Origin of the sequence: Enterobacter cloacae complex sp. EB5 (assembly GCF_031432835.1) — a bacterium.
GTDB lineage: Bacteria > Pseudomonadota > Gammaproteobacteria > Enterobacterales > Enterobacteriaceae > Enterobacter > Enterobacter hormaechei_C.
The window spans coordinates 61,629-87,578 of sequence record NZ_CP133863.1 but is presented as its reverse complement, the minus strand read 5'-3'; the positions used below and the strand labels follow the sequence as shown (position 1 = coordinate 87,578).

The 25,950-nt window shown below is 51.1% G+C and carries 27 protein-coding genes and 1 pseudogene; 21 read left to right on the top strand and 7 right to left on the bottom strand.

Annotated elements, in window-relative coordinates; translation table 11 throughout:
* Positions 1-10 precede the first annotated feature (10 nt).
* The 3 genes from silB to silC all read right to left on the bottom strand — a co-directional run bounded on the left by silB (position 11) and on the right by silC (position 3,184).
* A complete protein-coding gene (silB, locus tag RHN82_RS23760) occupies positions 11-1,303 on the bottom strand; it encodes a Cu(+)/Ag(+) efflux RND transporter periplasmic adaptor subunit SilB (RefSeq protein ID WP_001485328.1) in 1,293 nt (430 codons plus the stop codon).
* Positions 1,304-1,416: 113 nt separating this feature from the next.
* Complete coding sequence (gene cusF / locus RHN82_RS23755) at positions 1,417-1,770, bottom strand: cation efflux system protein CusF (RefSeq protein WP_001246153.1); 354 nt, start codon at positions 1,768-1,770, stop codon at positions 1,417-1,419.
* Between the two features lie 28 nt (positions 1,771-1,798).
* On the bottom strand, positions 1,799-3,184 hold the full coding sequence (silC, locus tag RHN82_RS23750) for a Cu(+)/Ag(+) efflux RND transporter outer membrane channel SilC (protein WP_045357991.1): 1,386 nt from the start codon (positions 3,182-3,184) through the stop codon (positions 1,799-1,801).
* Positions 3,185-3,373: 189 nt separating this feature from the next.
* On the opposite strand from silC, the gene silR reads away from it, so the two are divergent.
* From silR to RHN82_RS23730, 4 genes are all read left to right on the top strand, one after another.
* A complete protein-coding gene (silR, locus tag RHN82_RS23745; RefSeq protein ID WP_001572351.1) occupies positions 3,374-4,054 on the top strand; it encodes a copper/silver response regulator transcription factor SilR in 681 nt (226 codons plus the stop codon).
* Positions 4,047-5,522, top strand: coding sequence for a copper/silver sensor histidine kinase SilS (gene silS, locus RHN82_RS23740; RefSeq protein WP_032638115.1), 1,476 nt, complete (start codon positions 4,047-4,049; stop codon positions 5,520-5,522). The genes silR and silS overlap by 8 nt, the downstream gene beginning before the upstream one ends.
* Positions 5,523-5,772: 250 nt before the next feature.
* Positions 5,773-6,204, top strand: coding sequence for a silver-binding protein SilE (silE, locus tag RHN82_RS23735; RefSeq protein WP_000790483.1), 432 nt, complete (start codon positions 5,773-5,775; stop codon positions 6,202-6,204).
* A 143-nt stretch (positions 6,205-6,347) separates the two neighbouring features.
* On the top strand, positions 6,348-6,698 hold the full coding sequence (locus RHN82_RS23730; RefSeq protein WP_000694953.1) for a DUF305 domain-containing protein: 351 nt from the start codon (positions 6,348-6,350) through the stop codon (positions 6,696-6,698).
* Between the two features lie 385 nt (positions 6,699-7,083).
* On the opposite strand, the gene RHN82_RS23725 is transcribed toward RHN82_RS23730, so the two are convergent.
* Entirely contained in the window at positions 7,084-7,992 is a 909-nt protein-coding gene (locus tag RHN82_RS23725; RefSeq protein ID WP_045358000.1) for an HNH endonuclease, read from the bottom strand.
* A gap of 483 nt (positions 7,993-8,475) precedes the next feature.
* Here RHN82_RS23725 and RHN82_RS23720 point away from each other — a divergent pair.
* From RHN82_RS23720 to RHN82_RS23695, 6 genes and pseudogenes are all read left to right on the top strand, one after another.
* Positions 8,476-9,596 (top strand): IS3-like element ISSen4 family transposase gene (locus tag RHN82_RS23720; protein WP_085950818.1). Its coding sequence is split into 2 segments (ribosomal slippage): positions 8,476-8,734 and positions 8,734-9,596, totalling 1,122 coding nucleotides; the frame shifts between segments, so codons are not numbered across the junction.
* Between the two features lie 257 nt (positions 9,597-9,853).
* The gene (locus tag RHN82_RS23715; RefSeq protein ID WP_001148755.1) at positions 9,854-10,828 is read left to right on the top strand and encodes a diguanylate cyclase; all 975 of its coding nucleotides are present in this window, start codon (positions 9,854-9,856) and stop codon (positions 10,826-10,828) included.
* 506 nt (positions 10,829-11,334) lie between these two features.
* Positions 11,335-11,625 (top strand): hypothetical protein, encoded by a 291-nt coding sequence (locus RHN82_RS23710; protein ID WP_013087126.1) that lies wholly within the window; start codon positions 11,335-11,337, stop codon positions 11,623-11,625.
* Between the two features lie 130 nt (positions 11,626-11,755).
* Positions 11,756-12,286 carry a hypothetical protein gene (locus RHN82_RS23705; RefSeq protein WP_013087127.1) on the top strand — a complete coding sequence of 177 codons (531 nt, stop codon included), beginning with the start codon at positions 11,756-11,758 and terminating at the stop codon, positions 12,284-12,286.
* A gap of 18 nt (positions 12,287-12,304) precedes the next feature.
* The gene (locus tag RHN82_RS23700; RefSeq protein ID WP_015572054.1) at positions 12,305-13,081 is read left to right on the top strand and encodes a site-specific integrase; all 777 of its coding nucleotides are present in this window, start codon (positions 12,305-12,307) and stop codon (positions 13,079-13,081) included.
* A gap of 201 nt (positions 13,082-13,282) precedes the next feature.
* Positions 13,283-13,540 (top strand): annotated as a pseudogene (locus RHN82_RS23695) (site-specific integrase); the annotation flags it as partial.
* A gap of 243 nt (positions 13,541-13,783) precedes the next feature.
* Here RHN82_RS23695 and RHN82_RS23690 read toward each other — a convergent pair.
* A complete protein-coding gene (locus tag RHN82_RS23690; protein WP_015572055.1) occupies positions 13,784-14,794 on the bottom strand; it encodes a RepB family plasmid replication initiator protein in 1,011 nt (336 codons plus the stop codon).
* Positions 14,795-15,534: 740 nt separating this feature from the next.
* Between RHN82_RS23690 and sopA the strand changes: the two genes are divergently transcribed.
* Positions 15,535-16,701 (top strand): plasmid-partitioning protein SopA, encoded by a 1,167-nt coding sequence (gene sopA / locus RHN82_RS23685; protein WP_023327689.1) that lies wholly within the window; start codon positions 15,535-15,537, stop codon positions 16,699-16,701.
* Positions 16,701-17,666, top strand: coding sequence for a ParB/RepB/Spo0J family plasmid partition protein (locus RHN82_RS23680; protein WP_013087134.1), 966 nt, complete (start codon positions 16,701-16,703; stop codon positions 17,664-17,666). The genes sopA and RHN82_RS23680 overlap by 1 nt, the downstream gene beginning before the upstream one ends.
* Positions 17,667-18,315: 649 nt before the next feature.
* Here the strand turns inward: RHN82_RS23680 and RHN82_RS23675 are convergent.
* Both RHN82_RS23675 and umuD read right to left on the bottom strand, forming a co-directional pair.
* Complete coding sequence (locus RHN82_RS23675) at positions 18,316-19,587, bottom strand: Y-family DNA polymerase (protein ID WP_015572056.1); 1,272 nt, start codon at positions 19,585-19,587, stop codon at positions 18,316-18,318.
* A complete protein-coding gene (umuD, locus tag RHN82_RS23670) occupies positions 19,587-20,018 on the bottom strand; it encodes a translesion error-prone DNA polymerase V autoproteolytic subunit (RefSeq protein ID WP_013087136.1) in 432 nt (143 codons plus the stop codon). Before umuD ends, RHN82_RS23675 begins: the two co-directional genes overlap by 1 nt.
* Positions 20,019-20,249: 231 nt before the next feature.
* Between umuD and parM the strand changes: the two genes are divergently transcribed.
* From parM to RHN82_RS23625, 9 genes are all read left to right on the top strand, one after another.
* Positions 20,250-21,221, top strand: a complete 972-nt coding sequence (gene parM / locus RHN82_RS23665; RefSeq protein ID WP_023327692.1) for a plasmid segregation protein ParM domain-containing protein — start codon at positions 20,250-20,252, stop codon at positions 21,219-21,221.
* Positions 21,222-21,223: 2 nt separating this feature from the next.
* A complete protein-coding gene (locus RHN82_RS23660; protein ID WP_032664819.1) occupies positions 21,224-21,886 on the top strand; it encodes a plasmid partitioning/stability family protein in 663 nt (220 codons plus the stop codon).
* A gap of 3 nt (positions 21,887-21,889) precedes the next feature.
* Complete coding sequence (locus RHN82_RS23655) at positions 21,890-22,153, top strand: hypothetical protein (RefSeq protein WP_015572058.1); 264 nt, start codon at positions 21,890-21,892, stop codon at positions 22,151-22,153.
* A 28-nt stretch (positions 22,154-22,181) separates the two neighbouring features.
* Entirely contained in the window at positions 22,182-22,385 is a 204-nt protein-coding gene (locus RHN82_RS23650) for a hypothetical protein (RefSeq protein WP_015572059.1), read from the top strand.
* Positions 22,386-22,759: 374 nt separating this feature from the next.
* Positions 22,760-23,227, top strand: a complete 468-nt coding sequence (locus RHN82_RS23645; protein WP_023327694.1) for a hypothetical protein — start codon at positions 22,760-22,762, stop codon at positions 23,225-23,227.
* Positions 23,228-23,750: 523 nt separating this feature from the next.
* Entirely contained in the window at positions 23,751-24,443 is a 693-nt protein-coding gene (locus RHN82_RS23640) for a DNA methylase (RefSeq protein ID WP_008502212.1), read from the top strand.
* Positions 24,440-24,661, top strand: a complete 222-nt coding sequence (locus RHN82_RS23635) for a hypothetical protein (RefSeq protein ID WP_008502213.1) — start codon at positions 24,440-24,442, stop codon at positions 24,659-24,661. The genes RHN82_RS23640 and RHN82_RS23635 overlap by 4 nt, the downstream gene beginning before the upstream one ends.
* A 55-nt stretch (positions 24,662-24,716) precedes the next feature.
* Positions 24,717-25,139 carry a DUF1380 family protein gene (locus RHN82_RS23630; protein WP_015572060.1) on the top strand — a complete coding sequence of 141 codons (423 nt, stop codon included), beginning with the start codon at positions 24,717-24,719 and terminating at the stop codon, positions 25,137-25,139.
* A gap of 356 nt (positions 25,140-25,495) precedes the next feature.
* Entirely contained in the window at positions 25,496-25,924 is a 429-nt protein-coding gene (locus RHN82_RS23625; protein ID WP_032664816.1) for an antirestriction protein, read from the top strand.
* Positions 25,925-25,950 lie beyond the last annotated feature (26 nt).

Here is a 25,950-nt window from a genome sequence, read left to right as displayed (position 1 = left end):
CGTCGTCTCCTCAGTGCCCTGAATGCATATTTACAGGCTGCTCAGACATTGCTGGCATACTGTTTTCTGTTTTTTCAGGGTGGCGCATACGTTCCAGCGCGCCCGTAATATTGGCTTCGGAGTCAATGAGGAACAGGCCACTGACCACCACGGTATCGCCTTCATTCAGGCCGGAGCCAATGCCGGACTGTTGCTGTGATTCATGCAGAACGTGGATCTGTTTCGGCACAAACTTGCCTTCATCATCAACAGTAATCACGCGCTGTTCTTTGCCGGTATCGATAACGGCCTGGCTTGGTATCAGCAGCATCTCCTGGCTCTTGGTATTCAGTTTCAGATAGGCATTCATGCCCGGCTTGAGAAACTCATCCTTATTAGAAACCTGGAGACGGACCTGAAGCGTACGGGTTGTCTGATCCACGCTGGGAAGAATGTTCCATTTTTCGACATGGAATGTTTTATCCGGATAAGCCGGTACCGAAATTTCAAACTGCGACGTATCTTTCAGCAGATAGGCGATAGATTCTGGCACTGCAGCGCTGATCCAGACCGGGTCCATCCCCTGAATCTGAGCCACTACTTTATCTTTCGAAATATTCATTCCGGTGCGCAGGTCAAACGCAGTAATGACACCATCAATAGGTGCTTTAATGGTAAAACGGGTCTGGATTGTGCGGGTTGAACGCAGCCTTTGAATATCCTCTTCCGGCATACCAGCCAGACGAAGTCGCTCCAGAACCCCTTTTATCTGGGTTGACGTACCGCCTGTACCGGATAACAGCAGGAACTCACTTTGTGCCTCAACCCATTCAGGAATGGTGATATCGATAAGCGGAGTGCCTTTCTTCACATGATCGCCAATCGTCAGGGGATACACTTTTTCGACGAAACCGTCAGAACGCGCCTGCACAATGACAAACTGATACTCGTTGTAACTGACATTAGCCGGGATTGTCTGGGAATAATTCAGCATTCCTCGCGTAACTTTTTGCGTTTTTAATCCCAGATTCTGAACCTGGGTTGGATCGATACGGATCCCGCCACTGCTTTTATCGCCACTTTCATCAGCATATTTCGGCACCAGGTCCATATCCATAAAGGGAGATTTTCCGGGTTTATCAAATTTGGTATCCGGTTTCATCGGGTCATACCAGAAAAGTACCTTTCGCTCCGGTGCCTTTTGTTCGGTTTGTACTGTTTTTTGTGATGAGTTTACATACTGCCAGGCAGTAACCGATATCAGCCCCCCTGCTATGAGGCTGCTGATAATTATTGCAGCATATTTTATCTTTAAAGAAGCCATACAATTTCTCGCTGAAAAATCAAAACACCTGGCATATGCGCCCGATCATTCATTCACAGTAATCCCTTAATGAATGTTCAGGCGCACTGGATGTATTCGCTCCGGACTGATAATCAGGATTGCGTAACGTTAATGCTTTTGAGTAAGGAGATATTGCCCTGCTGAATAAACGAGAAATCGACATGGTTGCCGGTTTTCAGGGCATTGATAGCGTCGTCTGCATTAACAAAAGTGAAGCGCATGGTCATTGCAGGCCAGCCCACAGCAGGGATTGCTTCGTGCGAAATGGTAATCTTTTTACTATTCATATCAATGTCTTTAACGACACCGGTGCCCTTGATAACCTGCTGTACCGAAGCATCACTGGCAGCATTCATATCGCCATGCTGATGTGTTTCAGCATGAAGACCGGCAGAAAACATGACAGAGAAGGCACCAAATAAAACGGCTTTAAGTGAATTACGCATTTTTAATTTCCTGATTAATTAAATAAATTTACTCTACCCAACCGCCACCCAGCGCGGTAAACAGATTAATTTCGTTAACCTGTCGGGAATAGGTAAGATCGAGAATGGTTTGCTGCGTAGCGAAGAGGGAACGTTCTGCATCCAGCACTTCGATGTAACTGACAGCACCACTTGCATATAATCCTCTGGCACGCTGGAGAGTTATCTGAAGTGAATCAAGATAACGCTGCTGTGACTCAAGTTGCTGGCTAAAGCTGTCGCGCAGCGCAAGCGTGTCGGAAACATCCTTAAAGGCTGACTGAATTTTTTGTTCGTAATTAACCACCGACTGTTGCTGGCGAATTTCAGCCAGCTTCAGATTGGCTTTATTCCTGCCAGCATTAAAAATAGGAATTTCAATTTTAGGGATAAAATTCCACATTCCACTTCCTGACGTAAACAGGCTTGACAGCTCCGTACTGCTTGCGGAAAGACCACTGGTCAGGGTAATGGAGGGGAAAAAGGCCGCTCGCGCTGCGCCAATATTGGCATCAGCCGCTTTCAGCTGATATTCCGCTTCCATAATATCCGGTCGCTGCAGCAAAATTTGTGAAGATAGATTTGGTGGCAATTTTACTGGTGCGATCTCCCCGCCTTTCATCCCTTTTTCTGACGGAAGTGCGCGGTACGTTCCCAGCACCAGTTGCAGGGCATTGTTTGCCTGAGCCAGATCGCCTTCTCGTTTGGCTATTTCGGCGCGGGTACTTTCGATTTGTCCTCTCGCCTGTTCAAGTGCCAGAACGTTCGTACTCCCGGTCACGAGCTGTTGCTCAACGAAAGCATAGGACTGTTCATAATTTTTCAGCGTTTCCCGCGCAATACGGAGTTGTTCGTACGCCAGTTGCTGGCTGAAATAGCTCTGTGAAACGTTGGAGACCAGCAGGATGTGTACGGCACGACGGGCTTCTTCGCTGGCAAAGTAGTTCTGGCGATCAGCCTCACTCATGTTCTTAAGTTTGCCAAAAAAATCGAGCTCATAGCTGAGCTCCAGACCCGCGTCGTACTCCTGTGTGGTCGGCTTGTCACCTTTCAGATCACCGTTGTATGTGATCCCGGATGAGGCATTCAGTTGGGGATAACGATCTGCATCCGTGACGTTGAACTGGGCCCGGGCCTCTTCAACCTTCAGGGCAGCCATTCTCAAATCACGGTTATTATTCAGGGCTTCACCGATCAGCCTGCTGACCTGGGGATCGACAAAAAAGTTTCGCCAGCCCGTATCCTGATAGCTGTTTACCGCAGGCGTCAGACTGTTTTTAGACAATGAAAACTGCTGGGGAACCGGAGCTGGCGGACGCTGATATTCAGGTGCCAGAGAAACACAACCAGCCAGGATGAATATGGTACTGATGCTGAGTAATTTTAATTTGAACATAACGCTTCTCGTACAGGCAGACCTGGTAAATGGTTCAAACGAAGTCCAGAGTATTGATAGGGATACTTTACCGAACGCTCTCTGTTTGCCGGGTGACAGGATAATGACAATGTTGTCATTTTTGCTGTAATCCGTTGATAACGATCGTGGGCGCAATAAAATGACATTAGCAGCCAGCCGGGGAGCATGATGAAAATATTAATCGTTGAAGACGAAATTAAAACAGGTGAATATCTCAGCAAGGGGCTGACAGAGGCGGGGTTCGTCGTGGATCACGCTGATAATGGTCTGACCGGATATCATCTTGCCATGACAGCCGAGTATGATTTAGTCATCCTGGATATCATGCTGCCTGATGTAAACGGCTGGGATATCATCCGTATGCTGCGCAGTGCCGGAAAGGGGATGCCGGTATTACTGCTGACGGCCCTTGGCACGATTGAACACAGGGTCAAAGGACTTGAGCTGGGTGCGGACGATTATCTGGTGAAGCCCTTTGCGTTTGCTGAACTGCTCGCCCGGGTAAGAACCCTCCTCAGGCGGGGAAACACGATGATCACGGAAAGCCAGCTTAAAGTGGCTGACCTCTCGGTTGATCTCGTATCCAGAAAAGTCAGCCGCGCCGGGAACCGCATTGTGCTCACCAGTAAAGAGTTCAGCTTGCTGGAATTCTTCATTCGCCATCAGGGAGAAGTTCTTCCCCGCTCCCTGATTGCCTCTCAGGTCTGGGACATGAATTTTGACAGCGACACTAACGCGATTGATGTCGCAGTAAAGCGACTCCGCGCTAAAATAGACAACGATTACGGGACAAAACTGATCCAGACAGTGCGGGGCGTGGGCTACATGCTGGAGATCCCGGATGCATAGCAAACCGTCCAGACGACCTTTCTCACTCGCTCTGCGGCTGACCTTTTTTATCAGCCTGTCCACAATACTGGCGTTTATCGCCTTCACCTGGTTTATGCTGCATTCTGTTGAAAAGCATTTTGCCGAGCAGGATGTCAGCGATCTGCAACAAATCAGCACCACACTGAGCCGTATACTCCAGTCCCCGGCAGATCCGGATGAAAAAAAAGTAAGCAAAATAAAGGAATCAATTGCCAGCTACCGCAACGTTGCCCTTTTGCTCCTCAATCCCAGGGGTGAAGTGCTCTTGAGCTCAGCTCAGGGGGCGGCACTACGCCCGGCAGTGAATTCAGCAGATTTTAGCGAGCACAGCCGCGCACGGGATGTCTTTCTCTGGACGGTGGAGGATCCTGCGGGACCGATGGATACCGGGTCCGGAATGAAGATGGAAACATACCGGATTATCGCCTCCTCTGGCCAGGCGATATTTCAGGGCAAACAGCAGAACTATGTCATGCTGACTGGCCTCTCCATTAATTTCCATCTCCATTACCTTGATGCGCTGAAAAAAAATCTGATTGCAATCGCTGTTGTGATAAGCCTGCTGATTGTTCTGATCATTCGCATCGCTGTCCGTCAGGGGCATCTGCCCCTTCGTAATGTCAGCAATGCCATTAAAAGCATCACCTCCGAGAATCTTGATGCGCGGCTGGAACCGACACGGGTTCCCATTGAGCTGGAGCAACTGGTTATCTCGTTCAATCATATGATTGGAAAGATTGAGGATGTCTTTACCCGCCAGGCCAATTTCTCTGCCGATATCGCGCACGAGATCAGAACGCCCATCACCAATCTGGTGACACAGACTGAAATCGCACTGAGTCAGGATCGAACCCAGAAGGAACTTGAGGATGTCCTCTACTCCAGCCTGGAAGAGTATAACCGGATGACCAAAATGGTCAGCGACATGCTGTTCCTGGCGCAGGCAGACAATAATCAGCTGATACCTGACAGGGTCATGTTTGACCTCAGAGCGGAAGTCATGAAAGTCTTCGAGTTTTTCGAAGCCTGGGCCGAAGAACGCAATATCACGCTCAAATTTGACGGGATGCCCTGCCTGGTTGAGGGAGATCCACAAATGTTCAGAAGGGCGATCAATAATCTGTTATCCAATGCCCTGCGTTATACCCCGGAGGGACAGGCAATCACCGTCTCAATAAGAGAGCAGGAGAGCTTTTTTGACCTTGTGATTGAAAATCCGGGGAAACCGATCCCTGAAGAACATTTATCAAGGCTGTTTGACCGTTTTTATCGGGTGGATCCATCCAGACAACGAAAAGGAGAAGGCAGCGGCATCGGCCTTGCGATTGTGAAGTCAATCGTGGAAGCACATCACGGAAGAGTGCAGGTGGAATCAGACGTACGCTCCACGCGTTTTATCTTATCCGTGCCCAGACTGGAGAAAATGATCCCGGAAACCCAATGCTGAAAATAAAGATGTAAATGACAAAGATGTCATTAGCCTGTCATGCAGCAAACAGAAGCCATTCGATATAATTAGTGCAACTTATCAGGAAGGCTGGATTGCTTCATCAATACCCGGCGTCAGAGTACGCCAGGAAATGAATATCCAGCCCTCTTCCGGAGAAATAAACGCTGCCGAACTTGTTTCAGTTATGGAACTGAAAACACCGGTTGTACTTCCCCGGACATCACTAATTCAGAAATGGAGAGTTATCATGAAAAATATCGTATTAGCATCCTTGCTGGGCTTTGGTTTAATTTCATCGGCCTGGGCCACTGAAACCGTGAATATCCATGATCGCGTCAACAATGCACAGGCTCCTGCTCACCAGATGCAGTCTGCTGCGGCTCCTGTCGGGATCCAGGGGACTGCTCCTCGTATGACCGGTATGGACCAGCATGAACAGGCCATTATTGCTCATGAAACCATGACGAACGGCTCGGCGGATGCGCACCAGAAAATGGTGGAAAGTCATCAGAAGATGATGGGAAATAACACGGTATCCACGACCGTCCCGTCAACGTCTTACGCGGCGATGAATGAGCATGAAAGAGCAGCGGTTGCCCATGAATTCATGAATAACGGGCAATCCGGCCCACATCAGGCCATGGCCGAAGCGCACCGCCGCATGATCAATGCAGGCTGAATGCGACGGTAGTATCCGTGCTGTTACCTTTTCCCTGATAGATTTTCCTGAAACAACGTTGCTACATTTTTGCCCCCCGTCAGGGGGCTTTTTTGTCTGACTCAGCTACACTTAACCGGTACCTGTCTGAAAGGAATTATTATATGAAAATCAAAAACACCCTTTTTGTAATATTAATGTTATCCCTGCCAGCCATTTCTGCTGAACATTCGGAAATGAAAATGTCAGATATGCACTCATCGGCATCATCACAGGAATATATGGCTGGCATGAAAAATATGCATGAAAAAATGATGGCCGCCGTTAATGAATCCAATCCCGATAAGGCCTTTGCAAAAGGTATGATCGCACACCATGAAGGGGCAATCGCAATGGCTGAGACCGAGCTCAAATACGGAAAAGATCCGGAAATGAGAAAGCTCGCGCAGGACATCATTAAAGCTCAAAAAGGTGAAATTGAGCAGATGAATAAATGGCTTGACAGTCATAAATAATGAACACTGGAGTGTTGTCTTGCGCACCCTCTTAGGGTACCCTCGGACACGAAAACATATAGTACTTAACTAATTAAAAACCCGAATAATTTCGGGTTTTTAATGTAACTTTCTTTTCTGAACGGAAATAATAGTCATACAATTTAATTTTTTTGTAATTATTCCTACTTTTGATCAGGTACTGGACGATGGATAACGACTCCCGCCTGAGAGGGAAAATCCGTCTGGTTACCTGGCGCTATACTTAACCGATTGATCGACATGCCATGCTGGTAAAATATTAAAATCCTCCCCCATAAATCTGAACCACATGACAGGATTGATAGTCAGGCAGTATTTCACATTCATTGCTAAAAATAAAAATAAGCATGCATCTTCTCGAAGATTAATTACCTTCCATCTTGTAAAAAAGAATCAAATCCTCTAATAATATCTCGATTCCCGCTTTTTTTAATACATCTTTCCGCTCGGCATATATTCTCCTCAACATATCTTCAAACCCCTTGCCAAGATGAATTTGTTTATGGCAGTTGCAACATAGTGATATGATATTCTCTTCCACATCCAGTGAATTCTCAAAATAGTCTTGCTTTGACATCGGGACAATGTGATGAGGTTCTGTGTAATTTAGGGGAGAGTTTCGCCTTCTGAACGTTGGATGGTCGCAATTAATTTCACATTTATAATCCGCTTTGTTAAGCGCATTTTTTGAAACAGATTTACTTCTTGGGTATGAGAGTCCATTTTTGACTTCTATTGCAGCTTTCTTAGGTTTCGCTTTTTCGCTATACTCAAATGTCTGAGTAACGTCAAAGTGATTACTTTCTTCTAGAGCAGTGATCAAATCATTATCTGAGTAAAAATCAATGCTTGAGCTTTCGTTCGTACTAAAAAAATCTAGTTCTTTTATTGCCTGAACAAGTTCTTCACGGATAGTCCATAAATTTCGCTTTGGGTTTCCTTTAATTTCTCTACTTTTCATGACTGTAATGAATTTTGTCCCGGAAGCAATCTTTCCGACTCCTTTAACCTCGAATCGGCCAAGCTGCTTCTGAACTCTTCCACCCAACCCATTGATTACACCATTAGCACTCATACTGTGCAGGTCGTACTTCTTGCCGATATCGAAACATGTACAGGAATGGTCTGGCTCAATGAACCATTTTTTTAACGCTGCAATACTTTTGTCATCAAAAACTTTTTTATCCCTTAATAAAATCTTCCATTCTTCAACGCTAATATCTATATCACAGACGTATTCACCATCAATTACTTCACATATTTTTTCAATCATGTCCATAACTCTCTTGTAACACAGGCTTTGTAATAATGTAAAATCCATTACACGGCGTTGTATGTAATGTCATTGTCTCTTGGACTCCTACAGTCCAAAACAACTTTGTGTTTTGTTGTCCAAAAACTTTTTGTTGCCGTGAGTTCTCACTGAGATAAATCCCGCCTTGAGCGTATCACATCAGCAGACTTCCTCTCAACCTTATGGACTTAACCCGGTCATTCTTCACGACAAAGAAAGTACGGCATTTTACATGACGAAGAGACGGTCTCAGCTTCACATGACCGGATAACATTTTTAATGTACTTCGTTATTACGGCACGGGTGTTCAACGAGTATTTTTAAATATTAATCATTTTGTTTAACGGGTGGATACCTACAAATTTTAACATTTACTAATCAAGATAGCAGTTGACCTGCTCCCCGTTGATTAGTACACCCCGATGTTAGTAATGTCTTCATAAGCCACATGAGGACATCCCCATGAAGAAGCGTTTTTCCGACGAACAGATCATCAGTATTCTCCGCGAAGCCGAAGCTGGGGTACCCGCCCGTGAACTCTGCCGCAAGCATGCCATTTCCGATGCCACGTTTTACACCTGGCGTAAGAAGTATGGCGGTATGGAGGTGCCTGAAGTTAAGCGCCTGAAGTCGCTTGAGGAAGAGAACACCAGACTCAAGAAGCTGCTTGCCGAAGCCATGCTGGATAAAGAGGCGCTTCAGGTGGCTCTTGGGCGAAAGTACTGACGACAGACCAGAAGCGGGAAGCCGTGATGTTGATGTGTGATGCGACCGGTCTGTCGCAACGTCGTGCCTGCAGGCTTACAGGTTTATCCCTGTCGACCTGCCGCTATGAGGCTCACCGTCCGGCTGCTGATGCGCATTTATCAGGGCGCATCACTGAGCTGGCACTGGAGCGCAGGCGTTTTGGCTACCGTCGTATTTGGCAGTTGCTGCGCCGTGAAGGGCTTCATGTTAATCATAAGCGCGTGTACCGGCTTTATCACCTCAGTGGCCTGGGCGTAAAACGCAGAAGACGTCGTAAAGGGCTGGCAACAGAACGTCTGCCGCTGCTCCGTCCGGCGGCGCCCAATCTGACCTGGTCGATGGATTTCGTCATGGACGCACTTTCCACCGGTCGCAGGATCAAGTGTCTTACCTGCGTCGATGATTTCACAAAGGAATGCCTGACGGTCACTGTTGCCTTTGGGATTTCAGGCGTTCAGGTCACGCGTATTCTGGACAGCATTGCACTGTTTCGAGGCTATCCGGCGACGATAAGAACTGACCAGGGGCCGGAGTTCACTTGCCGTGCACTGGATCAATGGGCCTTTGAGCATGGTGTTGAGTTGCGCTTAATCCAGCCGGGCAAGCCAACGCAGAACGGATTTATTGAGAGCTTTAACGGACGATTTCGCGATGAATGTTTGAATGAGCACTGGTTCAGCGATATCGTTCATGCCAGGAAAATTATTAATGACTGGCGGCAGGATTATAACGAATGCCGCCCGCACTCCACGCTGAATTATCAGACACCGTCTGAATTTGCAGCGGGCTGGAGAAAGGGTCATTCTGAGAATGAAGATTCCGACGTTACTAACTGAGTGTTGTATCTAATCGTGGGGGCAGGTCACAGTTATACGTACTTTCCCGGCAAAAATCCTGAGGTTTACAGATTCCCTCACCGTAACAGACCCGGTCATTCCCCTGGTCCTCCGGAGAGTCTAGTACGAGTGATAAACGTGAATTCCTGTACCTGAAGTTCAGCCGCTGGCAGATAAGTCGTGAACTATAATTACACTCAGTCAGATCCAAACACCTTTTCATCTGCATATATACTTTGTACATACCAGGAGATTACATGCAGGCACCCGGTATACCGGAGAATGAAGAACAGAGGCTGAAGTCCCTGTATATTACCGGCCTTCTTGATACCCGTGACGATGAGCGTTTTGAACGCCTGACGCGGCTGGCCCGCAAAGCCTTTCAGGTCCCGGTGGCCCTGATAAGCCTGCTGGATCGCGAGCGCCAGTGGCTCTTCGCCTGCCAGGGCGTCGGCGTGCGCGAAACTCCACGTGATATTTCGTTCTGCGGACACGCCATTCTGCAGGAAGGGCCTTTTATCATTCACGATGCGGCTGCCGATGCGCGATTTCACGATAATCCCCTGGTTACCGGTGAGCCACACATCCGGTTCTACGCCGGCCAGCCGGTGAGCCTGCCGGACGGCACGGTGGCCGGCACGCTGTGCCTGATCCACACCGTTCCCCGCGCCTTCACGGATGAGGACATTGCGTCCCTCCGGGACCTGGCCTGTATCGTGGAGGACGAATTCGAGGCCATCAACATGGCTATGACGGACAGCCTGACGGGCATTCCCAACCGGCGCGGGTTTTACCGCGCCGGCGACAAACTCTTCCGCGCAATGAACCGGCAGGATGCGTCGTTCAGCCTCATCTATTTCGATCTGGACAGGTTCAAACCGGTTAACGATCTCTGGGGACACGCTGAGGGTGACGAGGTGCTGAAGATCTTTGCCGGCTTTTTACATCAGCACCTCGAACCGGGCGAAATAGCAGGCCGCCTCGGCGGGGATGAGTTTGCCGCCCTGATCCGGCGAAACGGGAATACCGGCTCTTATCTTCATGCGCTGAGTGCCAGTCTCGATCATTACAATGACACCTCGGGCAAGCCCTACAACATCAATTATTCCTTTGGCGAACTGATCAATAACGCAGACCAGTACACGACGCTGGCGGAGATGATCGGCAAATGTGACGAAGTGATGTACCTGAAGAAAAAACGAAAGACCCTCTCCCGGAAAACAGAACCGTGACGTTCTCCTTCCCGGCTGATCCCCTGACCCGGGGTTCAGCCGGACGGCATGAACAATATATTTAACCGCAGGACGCTTAAAGTCATTTATATTTGCTCATGGTGCAATAGTCCACTCATCGCAACAATTACTCGTTTTTTGTGTCCATGCTGCAATAATTCCTCTTCTCCACTTCTGAGATCCGAAAAAAGCAAGTTCCGGATCACGGCGATTTTCTGCGCTGATTTGTGAAACGAAAATTAAAAATGTGCTACACTTTAAGTAGTTAGATAACTTTCACCCTCTCCGCATCAGACCGACCTGACGAGTAAATCCTGTTAATCTGTTCATCATCGCTTCCGAAAACTTTGCTATTATGAATTTTTCGGAAGTCTAAAAGAGTGAGATCCGGTAATTGCGGGCGGTGACTGTTATTCTGCTAATCACTGCGGGCGGGCAACGGAATGTTCTGCTGGCGATGATAAATAAATAGAACTAATAGATATTAAATAATAAGGAAGTTGATTATGAATATGAAAATTACACTGAGTGTTTTATTTGAGGCTCTCATAATCCTTGGGCATGACAGAGTCTGGATGGAAGAATCGGAGTTTGAGCACATATACGGATACGGCTGCTACCGTGAGATACACACTTGGGACGATCGCACAGTTGCCTGGTGGGATGATGCTGATGACACATGGTATCTGTCCACAGAAGTCGATGTGATAACTCCTTTCCTTGGCCCTCTCCCAAAGAAAGAAGGAGAGCTCTCCGAGGAAAAATGCTTCCAGTTAATGACTCTTGGTCGCTACTGATAGCCGACAGCAGCATTTAATGAGTGGTCGGCTGGACACCCTCTGGCGGCCACATGTCACTCGATAGTGTAGTCCGGCGGGATTTCTCCTTGAAGATGATCCAGACATTAACGTAAAGGATACAGGAACGATGTGTAAACTGACCGGTTTTATAATGGGGCTGACGATCCTGCTGGGTGTGACTGCACGGGATGCAGGGGCGGCAACGCTCAGTGAAATGCGGATGGTTAATGCCAGTCAGAAACCCGGGATGGTGATTATCTGCAGCCGGACCTCGGAGATTCCGCAGAAAGGTGAATCCCCCGTTCGTATAGAAAGTCTCCTCAGGGGCGTGGTACTGCAGAACGACGGTGATCGCATGATGTTTGACGTGACCTATACACAGCGAAACGCTGAAGAGAGTATTCCTTTTCGTACGGAAAAATACCGGCTGACCACTGAGCTGGAAGCCACCCGCCAGAAAATGGCCATCGATCCTGAGACGATAGAACTATCGCTTCCGCGTGCCCGCGGTCTTGAAGAAACTTTTCTCGCGGGGATGAAAGCAAGCCCGGTTTCGTTTGAAGATTACACCAATTACCGTGTCAAATCTGCTACCGAGTATCTGATCCTGCCGGGTCCGGCATCCCCGGATGCACCGGTGATGCACTGCACACTCTAATGACAATGGTGACATAACATGATGCCAGCACTGCCAGGCCATAGCGGGGCTTTTTCCTCTGCTCAGCTGCCGGTGGCCATCGATTACCCGGCCGCGCTGGCACTGCGCCAGATGGCGCTCGTTCAGGACGAACTGCCGAAATACCTGCTGGCGCCGGAAGTGAGCGCCCTGCTCCACTACGTGCCCGATCTTCACCGTAAGATGCTGCTGACCACCCTGTGGAACACCGGCGCCCGTATTAACGAAGCACTGGCCCTGACCCGGAGTGATTTTTCCCTGGCCCCGCCCTACCCGTTCGTGCAACTGGCAACCCTCAAACAGCGGGTGGAGAAAGCGGCCCGAACGGCCGGCCGTGCTCCGGCCGGCAGCCAGCCTCATCGTAACGTTCCGCTTTCCGATCCGCAGTATGCCCGCCAGCTGGAAATGATGGTGGCCACCCTGAAAATACCGCTGGAACGCCGGAATAAGCGCACCGGCAGAACGGAAAAGGTGCGCATCTGGGAGATCACCGACCGTACCGTTCGCACCTGGCTGGGCGAAGCTGTTGAAGCGGCAGCCGCCGACGGGGTGACGTTCTCCGTGCCGGTGACGCCACACACGTTCCGCCACTCCTACGCCATGCACATGCTGTATGCCGGAATTCCGCTGAAGGTGCTGCAGAGCCTGATGGGGCACAAGTCGATCAGCTCGACGGAAGTCTATACAAAGGTATTTGCGCTCGATGTTGCTGCAAGGCATCGTGTGCAATTTTCAATGGCAGAGGCTGATGCTGTTGCCATGCTGAAAAAAAGATAACTAAATTTGTCAAAATTTACAGACAGTTGTAATGACATCCACTTATTCGATAATAAATTAATCTTGCGTTACGTGAAAACTGACAGGGGTCCAGGCTGTACCAGGCCGGAATTCACGTAACGCACTTTACGTCTTCTTCATTACTTACCTTTTCGTTCCGATCCTGTTCATCCCTGCATTGCCCCCTTTTCTTCATAACGCATTTCACTGTTGCCGAAAGCCCATGGGGTCGACTTTGCGACCGCGGCCGCACTCAGAAGGATGGCCACTTTAACCGGCGCCACCCTGGCGTACCTACTCGTCCCCGAAGTGAGAGCCCTACTCTTCTATATGCCGGATCTTCACCATTAAATGCTGTTCTCTACTTTCTGGAACACGGGAGTGCGGATCAGTGAATCCCGGACGCTGCCCCCGGAATCCTTTGATCTCGGTGGGTTAAGACCCTTTGTGAAAGTACTGGGCTAAGGGCATCCGCCCTGACGAACAATATTGACTAAGTGATGAAAGTAAACATATCGCAGTGAAGATGTTGAGCAGACTGCCCGCTCTTCCACACACCGCAGTCAATATCAATACTCCGGTAGGCCTATCCGCATATCGCAGTCAAGGCAAGCAAAACCTAAACGGAATGATGAATCAGTATAAATTGACTGTGGTATGCGCTCTGCATACCACAGTCAACAAACTCTAAAACGGCATTCCTCAGTCATTTCCCGGTTTCACGCTGGCGAGCGCTTTTGCTAGTTTCTGAGGATCAATACCTGCAGCCTTCAGGGCTTTAATAACTTCGTCATAGTTCTGCTCAGGTACTTCCTCTTCCGGCTCACGGGGAACAACGACCTTGCTACTGATGAGTTTCGGATTACGGTAATGCACGCTGAAGTAGGTGGCCCGGCCGCGTTTGAATTCGGTGTAATCCAGATAGCCGATATCCTTCAGCTGCGCCATGGCTTTGCGCACCGTGTGGTTCTGCGTGTAGAGGTTAGACGTCAGGTTGAGTCTGTCTCGCATACGCTTCATGGAGATGGGGGCCGGATTCTGTGGCAGACTTTCAATGTAGGTATAGAGTGCCTGTGCGGACTCCTTGCGCTGCAGGGCATCAATGGCTTTCAGACGCAACAGGACCCGCCTGTCCATCTGATAAAGCTCAAAGAGCTTGGGCTCTGCCCTGATCTCCACGACATCGGCAGTGATGTCGTAATAGGCAGACTGAACCAGGTGCGTAGTCCACCCTTTCGTTTCACTCTGAAACTTGAGGGTTACGGATGCCAGCTTGAACAGGGAGTTGCTTATCCTGTCACGCATTTTCTTGTTAGAGCGCCGGGAGTCAAAGCCACACATTTTAACAAACTCAACAAAAGACAGCTTGAGCGTGTCATCCTTAACGCCAAAATCATACATTGAACGGATGATTCCAAGCCAGACTTTGAAGTCCGTATCCATATCGAGGCGCGATCCGGTGATCCTGACATCGGTATACCCTTCACTCCGGGCAATGGACAGCTGTACGAGCTCCTCAGTCGCATCCGTGACGTTTTTGCGGTTCGTCTTACTCCTAGAGGTCGATTTGAGGGTAGGAACGAACAGACCAAGCCTCATGAGCGCAACAGGCTGAACAGTACTGGCGCTGTTGACATCCAGCTTAACAACTTCACCCGTTGTCTTATTGACCTCCTGAAGATTCAGGGGTAACTCATTATTTTCCATAGCCATTTTATTAACCCGCGGTTATCCACAAACGAAAGTATATACGCATATCACAGTCAACGGAAATACATACCCCAGTTAATACAATTGCATACCGCAATAGTTGATCTCGCACACAACAGTCAACATACCACACACCACAGTTAATGAAGATAGTCTCCAGGCTCAGGCGTAGCGGGGCGCTAAACGATCCGGGGATCTCTTTTTGATCTCAACATGATCTCCTTAAGGATCAATTACTGGATCGAAATATGGAATAACAGCCAGCATCCAATACATATGGACCACTGACATGACACAATGTGAATCTTGGTACAACAACCCAGTAATACAACACCAGGAAAGGCAATAGTCTTGACTGTGATATGCAGAAAAATGCATGTCATTACTCTTCCCTATTCCTATTCAGCTTCATACCGCAGTCAATAATCTGCATACTATAGTCAATTCCTTACCATTCAGTTCCTTCCAGTGGAGCTTCGTTAGCTTCAGAGCGTCAGCCACACCTTGTTAGTACGGAGTAATTCCGCTTCCTCGACGCATGCGCCTACGCGCGCATACTTTCTGCGGCGAGCGGATGATATTGACTGAAGCATGCGGCAGCCTTTCAGGCGGATGCTGAACTGAACAAGACTATATTTTGATCGGCTTTGCAATATTTAAGACGGTTTGCAACTTTAATGTTGCTTTGCGCCTTTTACCAAGATTTAATAGATTAATGCAAAGATAATAATAAGGAACAAAGAATGGGACTGATGGAAACGCTTGACCAGTGCATTACGGCCGGTCATGAAATGACGAAAGCTATCGCGATTGCACAGTTTAACGATGATAGCCCGGAAGCCAGGAAAATTACCCGTCGCTGGCGTGTGGGTGAGGCCGCCGATCTGATTGGCGTTTCTTCTCAGGCAATCCGTGATGCAGAAAAAGCAGGACGCCTTCCCCATCCTGATATGGAAATGCGTGGACGTGTAGAGCAGCGGGTGGGCTACACCATTGAACAAATCAACCATATGCGGGATGTATTTGGCACCCGTCTGCGCCGTCCTGATGACAGCGTTCCGCCCGTCATCGCGGTGGCAGCACATAAAGGGGGTGTCTATAAGACATCTGTATCTGTACATTTGGCACAGGACCTGGCGCTGAAAGGGCTGCGAGTACTGCTTGTCGAAGGGAACGATCCTCAAGGCACAGCCTCCATGTACCACGGCTGGGTCCCTGATTTGCATATCCATGCCGAAGACACACTGCTGCCTTTTTATCTTGGTGAGCGCGATGATGCAGCCTATGCCGTCAAAGCCACCTGCTGGCCGGGTCTCGACATCATACCTTCATGCCTGGCTCTGCACCGCATTGAGACAGAACTAATGGGAAGGTTTGACAACGGGAAACTGCCGACAGAACCTCATATGATGCTTCGCCTGGCCATCGAAACAGTGGCCCATGATTATGATGTCATTGTTATCGACAGTGCACCGAACCTCGGTATTGGTACCATCAATGTCGTCTGTGCTGCAGATGTACTCATCGTGCCAACGCCAGCAGAGTTATTTGATTACACCTCTGCCCTTCAGTTTTTTGACATGCTGCGCGACCTGTTAAAAAACGTGGACCTGCAGGGTTTTGAACCTGACGTTAGAATTCTTCTGACCAAGTACAGCAATAACAATGGCTCACAGTCACCCTGGATGGAAGAACAGATCCGCGATGCCTGGGGAAGCATGGTACTGAAAAACGTTGTTCGCGAGACCGACGAAGTCGGTAAAGGTCAGATCCGTATGAGAACGGTGTTTGAGCAGGCTATCGATCAGCGCTCATCTACAGGAGCCTGGCGAAATGCGCTGTCTATCTGGGAGCCTGTCTGTAATGAAATTTTTGATCGCCTGATTAAACCTCGCTGGGAGATCAGATAATGAAACGTGCACCAGTCATTCCAAAACATACCGTAAAAGATATCCGCCCCGAAACTGAACCTTCAGCGGCACCCGCTGCACCGATGGTTGATTCATTAATTGCACGGGTTGGAGCCATGGCCCGCGGGAATACCATTCTGCTTCCGGTTTGTGGCCGGGAAGTGAAATTTATTCTGGAAGCGATCCCGGGCGAGAGTGTTGAGACGGCATCAAGAGTCTGGTCAGGTAATGAACGTGACCAGGAACTACTGACCGAAGACGCGCTTGATGATCTGATTCCATCTTTTATGCTGAGTGGTCAACAGACGCCTGCGTTCGGACGAAGGGTAGAAGGTGTCATTGAAATTGCTGATGGTAGTCGCCGTCGTAAAGCCGCCATACTGACATCATCAGATTATCGTGTTCTCGTCGGGGATCTCGATGACGAACAGATGATGGCTTTATCACGGCTGGGTAATGATTATCGTCCTGTCAGCGCTTATGAACGGGGCAACCGTTATGCACAGCGGTTGGAAAATGATTTTAACGGCAATATCTCTGCTCTGGCTGAAGCTGAGAATATTTCCCGTAAAATCATCACGCGTTGCATCAACACGGCCCATTTGCCAAAATCAGTGGTTGCCCTGTTTACTCATCCTGGTGAACTTTCCGCCCGCTCTGGGGAGACGCTGTACAAAGCATTTTCGGGAAAAGAAGCTTTATTGTTGCAACGGACACAACAGCTTCATGAGCAAAAGAAAGCGGGAGTTATCTTTGAATCCGAGGAAGTTATTGGTTTACTGACGGATGTTCTGAAAGAGCCATCAGGTAAAAAAGTAAACCTTAATACCCGTCATCAATTTGTACCTGGTGCGACAGCCCTATACAAAGGCGATAAGGTGATTTTTAATCTCGATAAATCTCGTTTGCCTGCCGAGTGTATCGAGAAGATAGAAAGCATACTGCGCGACTTACAAAAAGTTTAGCCTGTTTAATGATACACGCGAGAGTCTTCATTAATTTCCAATATCCTTAATGCGTTACATGCTGCTTCGGAATATATACATCCGAAGCAGTTATTTTCTGCACTATAGCCCAGTGTTGTTAAAAAGATCTGTTTACTTCTCCCAACCTGATTGTTACCACAATCTAAAGATCCAGTTTTTTCTAGTTTTCCTTAACTAGTTCCGCAGTTCACCCCTCAACCTGCATATCAGAACTCAGACGGTAACCCATCCCGGAATACTGATTTCATACACCAGATTAACTGGGACCACGGTCCCACTTCCTACTTGCGTGTCAGAACTCACCCGTCAAGCCCGCTTGGAATATCGATTCCACACGCCGGATTTAACTGGGACCACGGTCCCACCTCCTACTTGCGTGTCAGAACTCATCCTTCAACCCCGCCTGGAATATCGATTCCACACGCCGGATTTAACTGGGACCATGGTCCCACTCTATTCAGCTGTTTCTATCACAATACAGATTTTGAGATTGTTACTGTGATTCCTGTATTAGGTGCGTAAGAAGATTATGTTCGTTTTGTTCCCTGGTGCTTCCTCGCTCACTCGCGGGCTTCGCCCTGTCGTTCGGCTGCGGCGAGCACTACTGGCTCTCTCAGAAAAGCAGAATTTATCTGATCCTCGCAACGGGAATATCTTTCCAGCGGGTGGTGTACGCAGGGGAGAGCATATCGCGTTTCATTTGCCATGATGGCGCTATCCCTCGCCCGGCAAACCAGATCTGTCCCAGACCGGAATGATTAATGCCATCGAGAACCTTCATCAGCTCAGAGCTGTGAGGACGTGGCGGACGTTCGTCGAACAGCTGCAGCTGCGAAACGCCGGAGCCGGTGAAGTCATTCAGCATCACACCGGCTTTGGCATACAGGTGCCCATCCTTCCAGATACGCTCCAGAGCCGTTGTGGCGGCCGCAATAATGTCCCGGGTGTCCTGAGTGGGTGTAAGCAGTTTCTCCGTGGCCACGTTGCCGTAGTAAGGCTCTTTAACGGCGAACGGAGACGTTTTGATGAAAACGGAAATATGCCGGCAGTACTGGCGCTCTTTCCGCAGCTTTTCAGAGGCCCGCTCTGCGTACTGACAGACAGCCTGGCGGAGCGAATCGTACTCCGTGATTTTCTCTCCAAAGCTGCGGCTGCAGACGATCTGCTGTTTCGTCGGTGGTGCTTCCTCAAGCGACATGCAGCTTTCCCCGTTCAGTTCGCGTACTGTTCGCTCGAGAACGACGGAGAAATTTTTGCGTATAAAGGCCGGGTTCGTCAGGGCCAGATCGAGCGCGGTCCTGATACCCAGTACATTAAGTTTGCGTGCAATACGGTTTCCCACGCCCCAGATCTCTTCGACCGGCTGCAGTGAAAGCAGTTTCCGCGTTCGCTGAGGATTCCCCCTGGTCAGGGCGAGCACACCACGAAACTGTTTCCACTCCTTTGAGGCCCACTGGGCTGATTTTGCCAGGGTTTTCGTCGGCCCGGCACCCACGCCGATGGTCAGACGGGTACAGTCATACACGTGCTGGCGCAGCTGCCGGCCGAAGTCCTCCAGGTCCATGCAGTGCTCAACGCCGGTCAGGTCGAGGAACATCTCGTCAATCGAATACTGTTCCACCCTTGGGGCCAGCTCCTCCAGGCAGCTCATCACGCGCGCTGACATCGAGGCATAAAGTTCATAGTTGCTTGAGAACGCGTATATTTTTTCCGGATACGTTTCGTTTTTCATCTGAAACCACGGCGTGCCCATTTTGATCCAGGGCTTTGCCTCGGCACTTCTTGCGATAACGCAGCCATCGTTATTACTGAGCACCACAACCGGCTTTCCTTTCAAATCCGGGCGGAAAACACGTTCGCAGCTGGCATAAAAGCTGTTCACATCGGCCAGGGCAAACATCAGTACATCTCCCTCGGGCGGTGGATGATGTGCGTGACGACGCCAAAGATATCCAGATCGTCCGGGTCGGGATAAATCGGCGGCCAGGCGGCGTTCATTGGCTGCAGCGTCAGTCGTGGCGTCAGCAGAAGCCGTTTAACCGTAAACTCCCCCTGCACACTGGCCACAACAATATCGCCGTGCCGGGGCTTCTCTGCACTGTCCACAACCAGCAGATCGCCATTGTAAAGGCTGCCGTCGGACATACTGTCACCGCTGGCACGGAGATAGTAAGTCGCGCTCGGGTGCCGTATGCAGTAATCATGGAGATCCAGGTCGGACTCGACATAGTCAGCGGCAGGGCTCGGAAAACCGCAGCTGGCCAGGTCTGCAAACAACGGATGGGCCTGTGGCGGGAGTGCTTTCCCGGTGCTGAAAAGCTGCAGTTTCATCTTTCCTCCTGACGTCTAAATATACTGGATATGCATACAGTATATTTAACAGCGTGAGGATAATCCAGATCACCTGCTTCATGAACAGGGTGAGTAACCTAAGTTACTCAAAATGCTATTTAATATCATTATGGGACATTTAAATTACTCATAATGAGAAGCATGGCTTTTATTTTGCCATTTTGCTCTTATAATATGTATCAAATTGAGTTTAATTGACGGAGCATAATGATGAATATTTACTGCGATGATGGTTCAACTAATGTTAAGCTGGCATGGTTTGAAGGAAACGAGCTGCAGACCCGGGTTTCAGCTAACTCCTTCCGGCATGGCTGGAAAGTGGCGGAATTCAGTGCCGCAACGTTCAACTATCAGGTGGGCACGCTGAAATACACCTGGGACAGCGTCAGCCGGGATGCCATCCCGACAACAAACGTGGAATACCAGTACGGTGATCTCAACCTGCTGGCCGTGCATCATGCCCTGCTGAACAGCGGACTTGAGCCGCAGCCGGTGAGCCTGACCGTGACGCTGCCCCTGAGCGAGTATTATGACGGGGACTGCCAGCGGAACGAGGAGAACATCCGACGCAAACGAGAAAACCTGATGCGTGAGCTGGTTCTGAATAAGGGCAGGGCATTTACCGTAACGGACGTGAAGGTGATGCCTGAATCACTGCCGGCGGCGTTCTCCCGTCTCGCGGAGCTGAAGCCCGGACCCGCTGAGACCACCCTGATTATCGATCTCGGCGGAACCACGCTCGATGCCGGCGTGATTGTCGGACAGTTTGATGATATCAGTGCGGTACACGGCAATCCGTCTGTCGGCGTGTCACAGGTCACCCGCGCAGCTGCAGGCGCGCTGCGGGCTGCAGACAGCGAAACCAGCGCGCTTATTGCTGACACGGTCATCCGCAACCGCAATGATCGTCAGTATCTGCAGCGAGTGATCAACGATGCCGGAAAAATTGACGATGTTCTGAACAAAATTACAGAGGCAATCACTTCCCTGGGCGCGCGTGTCACCAGTGAGCTGACGGTCTTCAGGAGCGTTAACCGGGTATTCCTGGTCGGGGGAGGGGCATCCCTCATTGAAGAGGCTATCCGTCAGGCCTGGCCTCTGGCTCCTGACCGTATCGAGGTTATCGGCGATCCGCAGCTGGCGCTGGCCAGAGAGATTGCCCTTTACAATAAAGAGGACTAAACGTGCCGGACGGCCAGTATTCTTTCTATCTGCACAGCGACGATCGCACCGACATCACGGCGATGGCGACCATCAGCACCATCTCACAGCCCCTGCGCGGTGACTTCATCCGGACCGCCGCCACCGCCGGGGCGGTGATGTACCAGACGGATGCCCGTTTACCGGCGCTGATCCCGGTGTTCTTTGACGGACATCTGAGTGCCATCCGGCTTTGTGCCGTGATGGCCCTGGTATCCGGCACCTGGTCTTCACTCTCAGGACTTCCTGATGAGCCTGATGGTGGCGTGGCTGCTCTGGCCATGTCACCGGAGACGGAATACCAGCGCCGGCGTTACACCCTGACGCTTCAGGATGACCGGAGCAGTGAACGGGTTGAGCGTGTGCTGACGGGCGTGTCATCCCGCCTGCGCGGAGAGCTGCTGAGAAACCTGATTATCACCGGTCTGGCCCTGCATACGACCGCACCGGAGCTGCCGCGTCTGCTGGCCAGTATGCCGGTACCGCCCGGCACGGTCAGCGAGCTGCAGGTTCTGGTTCAGCAGATGGCTGGTACGGCTGACGTGAGTATGGCTGCAGTGCCGGAGAAACCAGCGGAGCCTGCCGCACCGGTATCCGCTGAAGCGACCAGCATAAAGAAAAATATGCGCCGGGCATTCGGAGACTAGAGCATGTCAGTGATTAAACAAAAAGCAGTGCAGTGCATTCATAACTTTCTGCGCGCCCGGAACGTGCCTGAATCTCAGTGGCCGGAACGGGTCAAAAAGACCGGCAGGGGAATGATACTGGCAGGCGTGGCCGTCGTGGTTCCTGGCGTTCTGGTTGATAACATCTCACTGCCGGTGACAATCGCGATGCAGGTCTGCTATGCCTCACTGATCGGCCTCGGGGTTCTCTTGGCGTTTGACAAGAAAAAACCAGAGGGGCGGGGATGAATATGAACATTAACCTGAAGGAAACAGTATGCTGCTTGAAGAACTGACAGGAGACGAACGTACGCTGGTCGTTGTGGCACTGCAGGCGTTGTTCCGCGAGAGATTATCCGCATCAAATGCCGTCTTTACGGTATGTAGCCTGTCCGGAAAAGAGCAGCCGCCGGAAGATATTTTTGGGCTGCGTGAAGTAGAGGATGCGCTGAGACGTATTGGTGCAGCTCCTGCGCGTTAAATCCGGTCCCGTACACTTCAGAAAAAAACGGCAGGGTGACATCTCATCCCTGCCGTCAAAACTAAACGCTTAATTTTTCGGCGATTATAATGTATTGTTTTGTGATGTAAATCACATTTTAATTTAATGTGAAATTTTTCCTCCGCTTTACATCTCCCGTAAAAAATTACCCGCCGTGCCTTCACGCTAACCCGGCCGCTGCGGTCGCAAGGGTTCACGTTGTCTCCGTCCTCACCCGTTCGCGCCCTGCACGGTGCATTCAGCCCGTGAAGGGCTTGCGCTGCGGCTTCGGCGTCGCCCTGGCGTCCTCCGCTTTACGCCGTGTTTTTGTGGCGGCACGGCGCAAGAGGGTGCCGGATGCTGAGGACACAACCATGTTCAGACTGACCTGTATTGAACTCGATAACGGCGAGTTTGCCGTCTATATCAATCACCATTACCTGGGGAGTGAAGATGCCAGCGGAGAGCGACTTTCTCTGGGGGAGGTTCTGGAGCAGCTCTCCCTGCTGCCGGGCGTGGAATTACAGACCCTGCTGGAACCCGTACCGGAGTGCGATGACTGGTGCTGGAACGACATCGCTGATCGCGTCCTGCCGTCGCGTCCTGCATGTCGTGATGATGTGACGGTGGCAGGGCTCATCGCCAGGCTGAAGCAGTACCCACCGGATGCACTGTGTATGGGGACGTTCTGGCTGGAAGATGATTTTCTGTCCCTCGATGGCAGTCTGTCGGAGGAGGAAATTGCAGAAGCCATGCGTATCTGCGACCACAGCCACGATGCAGGCATCGGTTTTAACTGGGACACGCTGCAGTTCGCTATCGACCACGTGAAGGGGCGCTAAAAAAAAAGGACACCTTCCGGGGAGGGGTGTCCTGAAATGTGTCATATTCGTTGTAAGTGAAAACCCATCAGATGTTTTCGGCACAGATAATTGCACAATCGCTGCCTTTTTTCACCTGCCATATATCCGACTCAAAAAAAAGACGTCTCCGGTTGGGGACGTCCTGAAATCAAAGGCACACATGTCAGATAACGGCGCGAATCCATTATCAGTGTGCATTCTGCCATACACTCACGGACTCATCAGCTACCAGAACCGGTACCGAAGGATGTCGGTTCCCTCCGCCTTATTGCCGCCAGCCGGCGGCGTGTTCAACGCCGTGCCTTCACGCTAACCCGGCCGCTGCGGTCGCAAGGGTTCACGTTGTCTCCGTCCTCACCCGTTCGCACCTTTCACGGTGCATTCAGCCCGTGAAAGGCTTGCGCTGCGGCTTGCGGCGTCGCCCCTGCGCCCTCCGCTTTTCGCCGGGTTTTTGTGGCGGCACGGCGCAAGAGGGTGCCGCATATCAGAGAGGAGTGTGTCTATGTCCCGTTTTATTCTGGGTGACTGCGTGCAGGTGATGTCCCGTTTTCCGGCGCGTGCCGTCGATTTTATTCTTACCGACCCACCGTACCTGGTTGGCTATAAGGACCGTACCGGCCGCACCCTGGCCGGGGACAACTCTTCCGAATGGCTCCAGCCCGCCTGTCATGAAATGTACCGCGTGCTGAAAAATGACAGCCTCATGGTGAGTTTCTATGCCTGGAACCGCGCGGATCTGTTTCTGAATGCGTGGAAAACGGCCGGTTTCAGGGTGGTTGGCCATATCGTCTTTGCCAAGAGCTACGCCTCAAAATCGACGTTCGTGGGTTACACCCATGAGAGTGCCTACCTGCTGGCAAAGGGAAGGCCGCAAACCCCGGACCGTCCCATCCCGGACGTGATCCCCTGGAAATACACGGGCAACCGACATCACCCGACGGAGAAGCCGGTGCAGAGCCTGCGGCCGCTGATTGAATCGCTCACGCGTCCGGGGGCTATTGTCCTTGACCCGTTCGCCGGCAGCGGCTCCACCTGCGTGGCCGCCGCCGAAGCCAGCCGCCGCTATATCGGGATCGAGATGCTTGAGCAGTACCACGCCGCCGGCGTTCGACGTCTGGCACAGGTTGAACGGGCAAGAAGGATGCCGGCGGCCAATGACGGCGCGTTTTACCCCGACTATCCGGAGGCGGCATGAACTACCCGGGCCTTGAAAACCTGCGCGCGGACGTGGCCGCGCTCAGCAATGCCATGTGTGACGTGCGGATGCTGCTGAACCGCCTCGAATCGCAGCACCGGCACGACGCGGCAACGCTTACCGAACGTATGGCTGCGCAGACTCTGCGCCGGATCAACACCCTGCTTCTTGAAGCCTACCGCGAAGCCCTGGTGCTGGACGAAACCTTTCAGGACTGACTGACCCTGCCGGGCTGATGCCCGGTCTGTAACCCCTTACAAGAGAGAACAAACGATGTACGGAACCCGCGAAGAACTTTGTGTACAGCTTGAAAACATGTTCACGTTTGACGAACCCCTGGTCCTGCTGGTCTGGACGGAAGAGGGGATTAGCGTGGCCTGCCGTGAAGCCCAGCCAGAACCGGACGGGGCTGAAATCCGGAATCTGATGAAGGCGATCGGCGAAATGAAAATGACGCAATACCGCCAGGAGGGGGTAAATAATCTGACTGTCAGCGATCTCCTGGCCCGTCAGCGGGAAGCGGCAAACCGTCAGGTGAGTGTTCCGGCGGTACTCCTGCCCCGCGTCCTGCGTAACTATGAATGTGAGCTGGAAAACCGGATCGGTATGGCCTGGGAAGCCGGGCGGCAGGAGCCTGAATCCGTCAGGAATGAGCTGAAGGACGTTCACGCCTTACAGGAGACGCTGGCCGCGTAAGGGAAAGAGCCGGGGTAACGCCCCGGCAACCGGTGGACATCCACAGCGAAAAGGATGTCAGTGCCTTCCGCTTCTATCCGCCGCTGCCCTCCGGGCCACGTCGGGACAATGAAACTCCCCTGAAGCTCCGTGCGGTGACGGCATGCGCCGTGACTTCACTGTAGCCCGGCCGCATCGGCCACAAGGGTTCGCTGACGCCTCCGTCCTCACCCGTTCGCACCCTTCACGGTGCATTCAGCCCGTGAAGGCTTTGCGCTGCGGCTTGCGGCGTCGCCCCTGTGTCCTCCGCTTTTCGCCGGTCTGTCGTGTCGTCACGGCGATGCCGGAACCGAGAATATGTTAACCGTGGAGGATCTATGAACCAGACCGTGACCTGTGATGCTGTTCGTCTTGAGGGTGCGCAGCGCCTGACTTTCCTGCCTGATTTGTTTGGCGGCGATTTTATGACGTCCGAGGCATCCGTGTACGCCTATGCCCAGCGTTACTGCCCTGAGTATCAGGGGGGATTCTGGCAGTTTTACCGGCTGCCGGAAGGTGGCGGATATATGGCGCCTGACGTGGAGAGCCTGACCCTGTGCAATCCGGACAACTGGTTTGAGCAGACTGTCAGCGGGGAAGTGGCGGGGATCATTCTCACGGCGCTGGTACTGAATCACCGGAGCTGGCACCACAGCAACCATGACCATGAAGAGCTGTGCCGCCGCTTCTGCCGTCGCTATGAGCAGCTTATGGCATTTGCTGATACCCATCCTGAAAGCGCCACGATCTGGCGTGCCCTTGACTGACTGACCACGGGCGGCGATGCCGCCCG

Excerpts from the sequence above, each read along its gene's own strand:
- umuD (WP_013087136.1), bottom strand. The coding sequence starts at position 20,018 with ATGAAACTGCAGCTTTTCAGCACCGGGAAAGCACTCCCGCCACAGGCC.
- silC (WP_045357991.1), bottom strand. The coding sequence starts at position 3,184 with ATGTTCAAATTAAAATTACTCAGCATCAGTACCATATTCATCCTGGCT.
- RHN82_RS23635 (WP_008502213.1), top strand. The coding sequence starts at position 24,440 with ATGAACTACCCGGGCCTTGAAAACCTGCGCGCGGACGTGGCCGCGCTC.
- sopA (WP_023327689.1), top strand. The coding sequence starts at position 15,535 with ATGGGACTGATGGAAACGCTTGACCAGTGCATTACGGCCGGTCATGAA.
- RHN82_RS23650 (WP_015572059.1), top strand. The coding sequence starts at position 22,182 with ATGCTGCTTGAAGAACTGACAGGAGACGAACGTACGCTGGTCGTTGTG.
- RHN82_RS23730 (WP_000694953.1), top strand. The coding sequence starts at position 6,348 with ATGAAAATCAAAAACACCCTTTTTGTAATATTAATGTTATCCCTGCCA.
- RHN82_RS23715 (WP_001148755.1), top strand. The coding sequence starts at position 9,854 with ATGCAGGCACCCGGTATACCGGAGAATGAAGAACAGAGGCTGAAGTCC.
- RHN82_RS23700 (WP_015572054.1), top strand. The coding sequence starts at position 12,305 with ATGATGCCAGCACTGCCAGGCCATAGCGGGGCTTTTTCCTCTGCTCAG.
- silR (WP_001572351.1), top strand. The coding sequence starts at position 3,374 with ATGAAAATATTAATCGTTGAAGACGAAATTAAAACAGGTGAATATCTC.
- RHN82_RS23710 (WP_013087126.1), top strand. The coding sequence starts at position 11,335 with ATGAATATGAAAATTACACTGAGTGTTTTATTTGAGGCTCTCATAATC.
- parM (WP_023327692.1), top strand. The coding sequence starts at position 20,250 with ATGAATATTTACTGCGATGATGGTTCAACTAATGTTAAGCTGGCATGG.
- RHN82_RS23655 (WP_015572058.1), top strand. The coding sequence starts at position 21,890 with ATGTCAGTGATTAAACAAAAAGCAGTGCAGTGCATTCATAACTTTCTG.
- RHN82_RS23675 (WP_015572056.1), bottom strand. The coding sequence starts at position 19,587 with ATGTTTGCCCTGGCCGATGTGAACAGCTTTTATGCCAGCTGCGAACGT.
- silS (WP_032638115.1), top strand. The coding sequence starts at position 4,047 with ATGCATAGCAAACCGTCCAGACGACCTTTCTCACTCGCTCTGCGGCTG.
- RHN82_RS23640 (WP_008502212.1), top strand. The coding sequence starts at position 23,751 with ATGTCCCGTTTTATTCTGGGTGACTGCGTGCAGGTGATGTCCCGTTTT.
- cusF (WP_001246153.1), bottom strand. The coding sequence starts at position 1,770 with ATGCGTAATTCACTTAAAGCCGTTTTATTTGGTGCCTTCTCTGTCATG.
- RHN82_RS23630 (WP_015572060.1), top strand. The coding sequence starts at position 24,717 with ATGTACGGAACCCGCGAAGAACTTTGTGTACAGCTTGAAAACATGTTC.
- RHN82_RS23680 (WP_013087134.1), top strand. The coding sequence starts at position 16,701 with ATGAAACGTGCACCAGTCATTCCAAAACATACCGTAAAAGATATCCGC.
- RHN82_RS23725 (WP_045358000.1), bottom strand. The coding sequence starts at position 7,992 with ATGATTGAAAAAATATGTGAAGTAATTGATGGTGAATACGTCTGTGAT.
- RHN82_RS23705 (WP_013087127.1), top strand. The coding sequence starts at position 11,756 with ATGTGTAAACTGACCGGTTTTATAATGGGGCTGACGATCCTGCTGGGT.
- RHN82_RS23645 (WP_023327694.1), top strand. The coding sequence starts at position 22,760 with ATGTTCAGACTGACCTGTATTGAACTCGATAACGGCGAGTTTGCCGTC.
- silB (WP_001485328.1), bottom strand. The coding sequence starts at position 1,303 with ATGGCTTCTTTAAAGATAAAATATGCTGCAATAATTATCAGCAGCCTC.
- RHN82_RS23690 (WP_015572055.1), bottom strand. The coding sequence starts at position 14,794 with ATGGCTATGGAAAATAATGAGTTACCCCTGAATCTTCAGGAGGTCAAT.
- silE (WP_000790483.1), top strand. The coding sequence starts at position 5,773 with ATGAAAAATATCGTATTAGCATCCTTGCTGGGCTTTGGTTTAATTTCA.
- RHN82_RS23625 (WP_032664816.1), top strand. The coding sequence starts at position 25,496 with ATGAACCAGACCGTGACCTGTGATGCTGTTCGTCTTGAGGGTGCGCAG.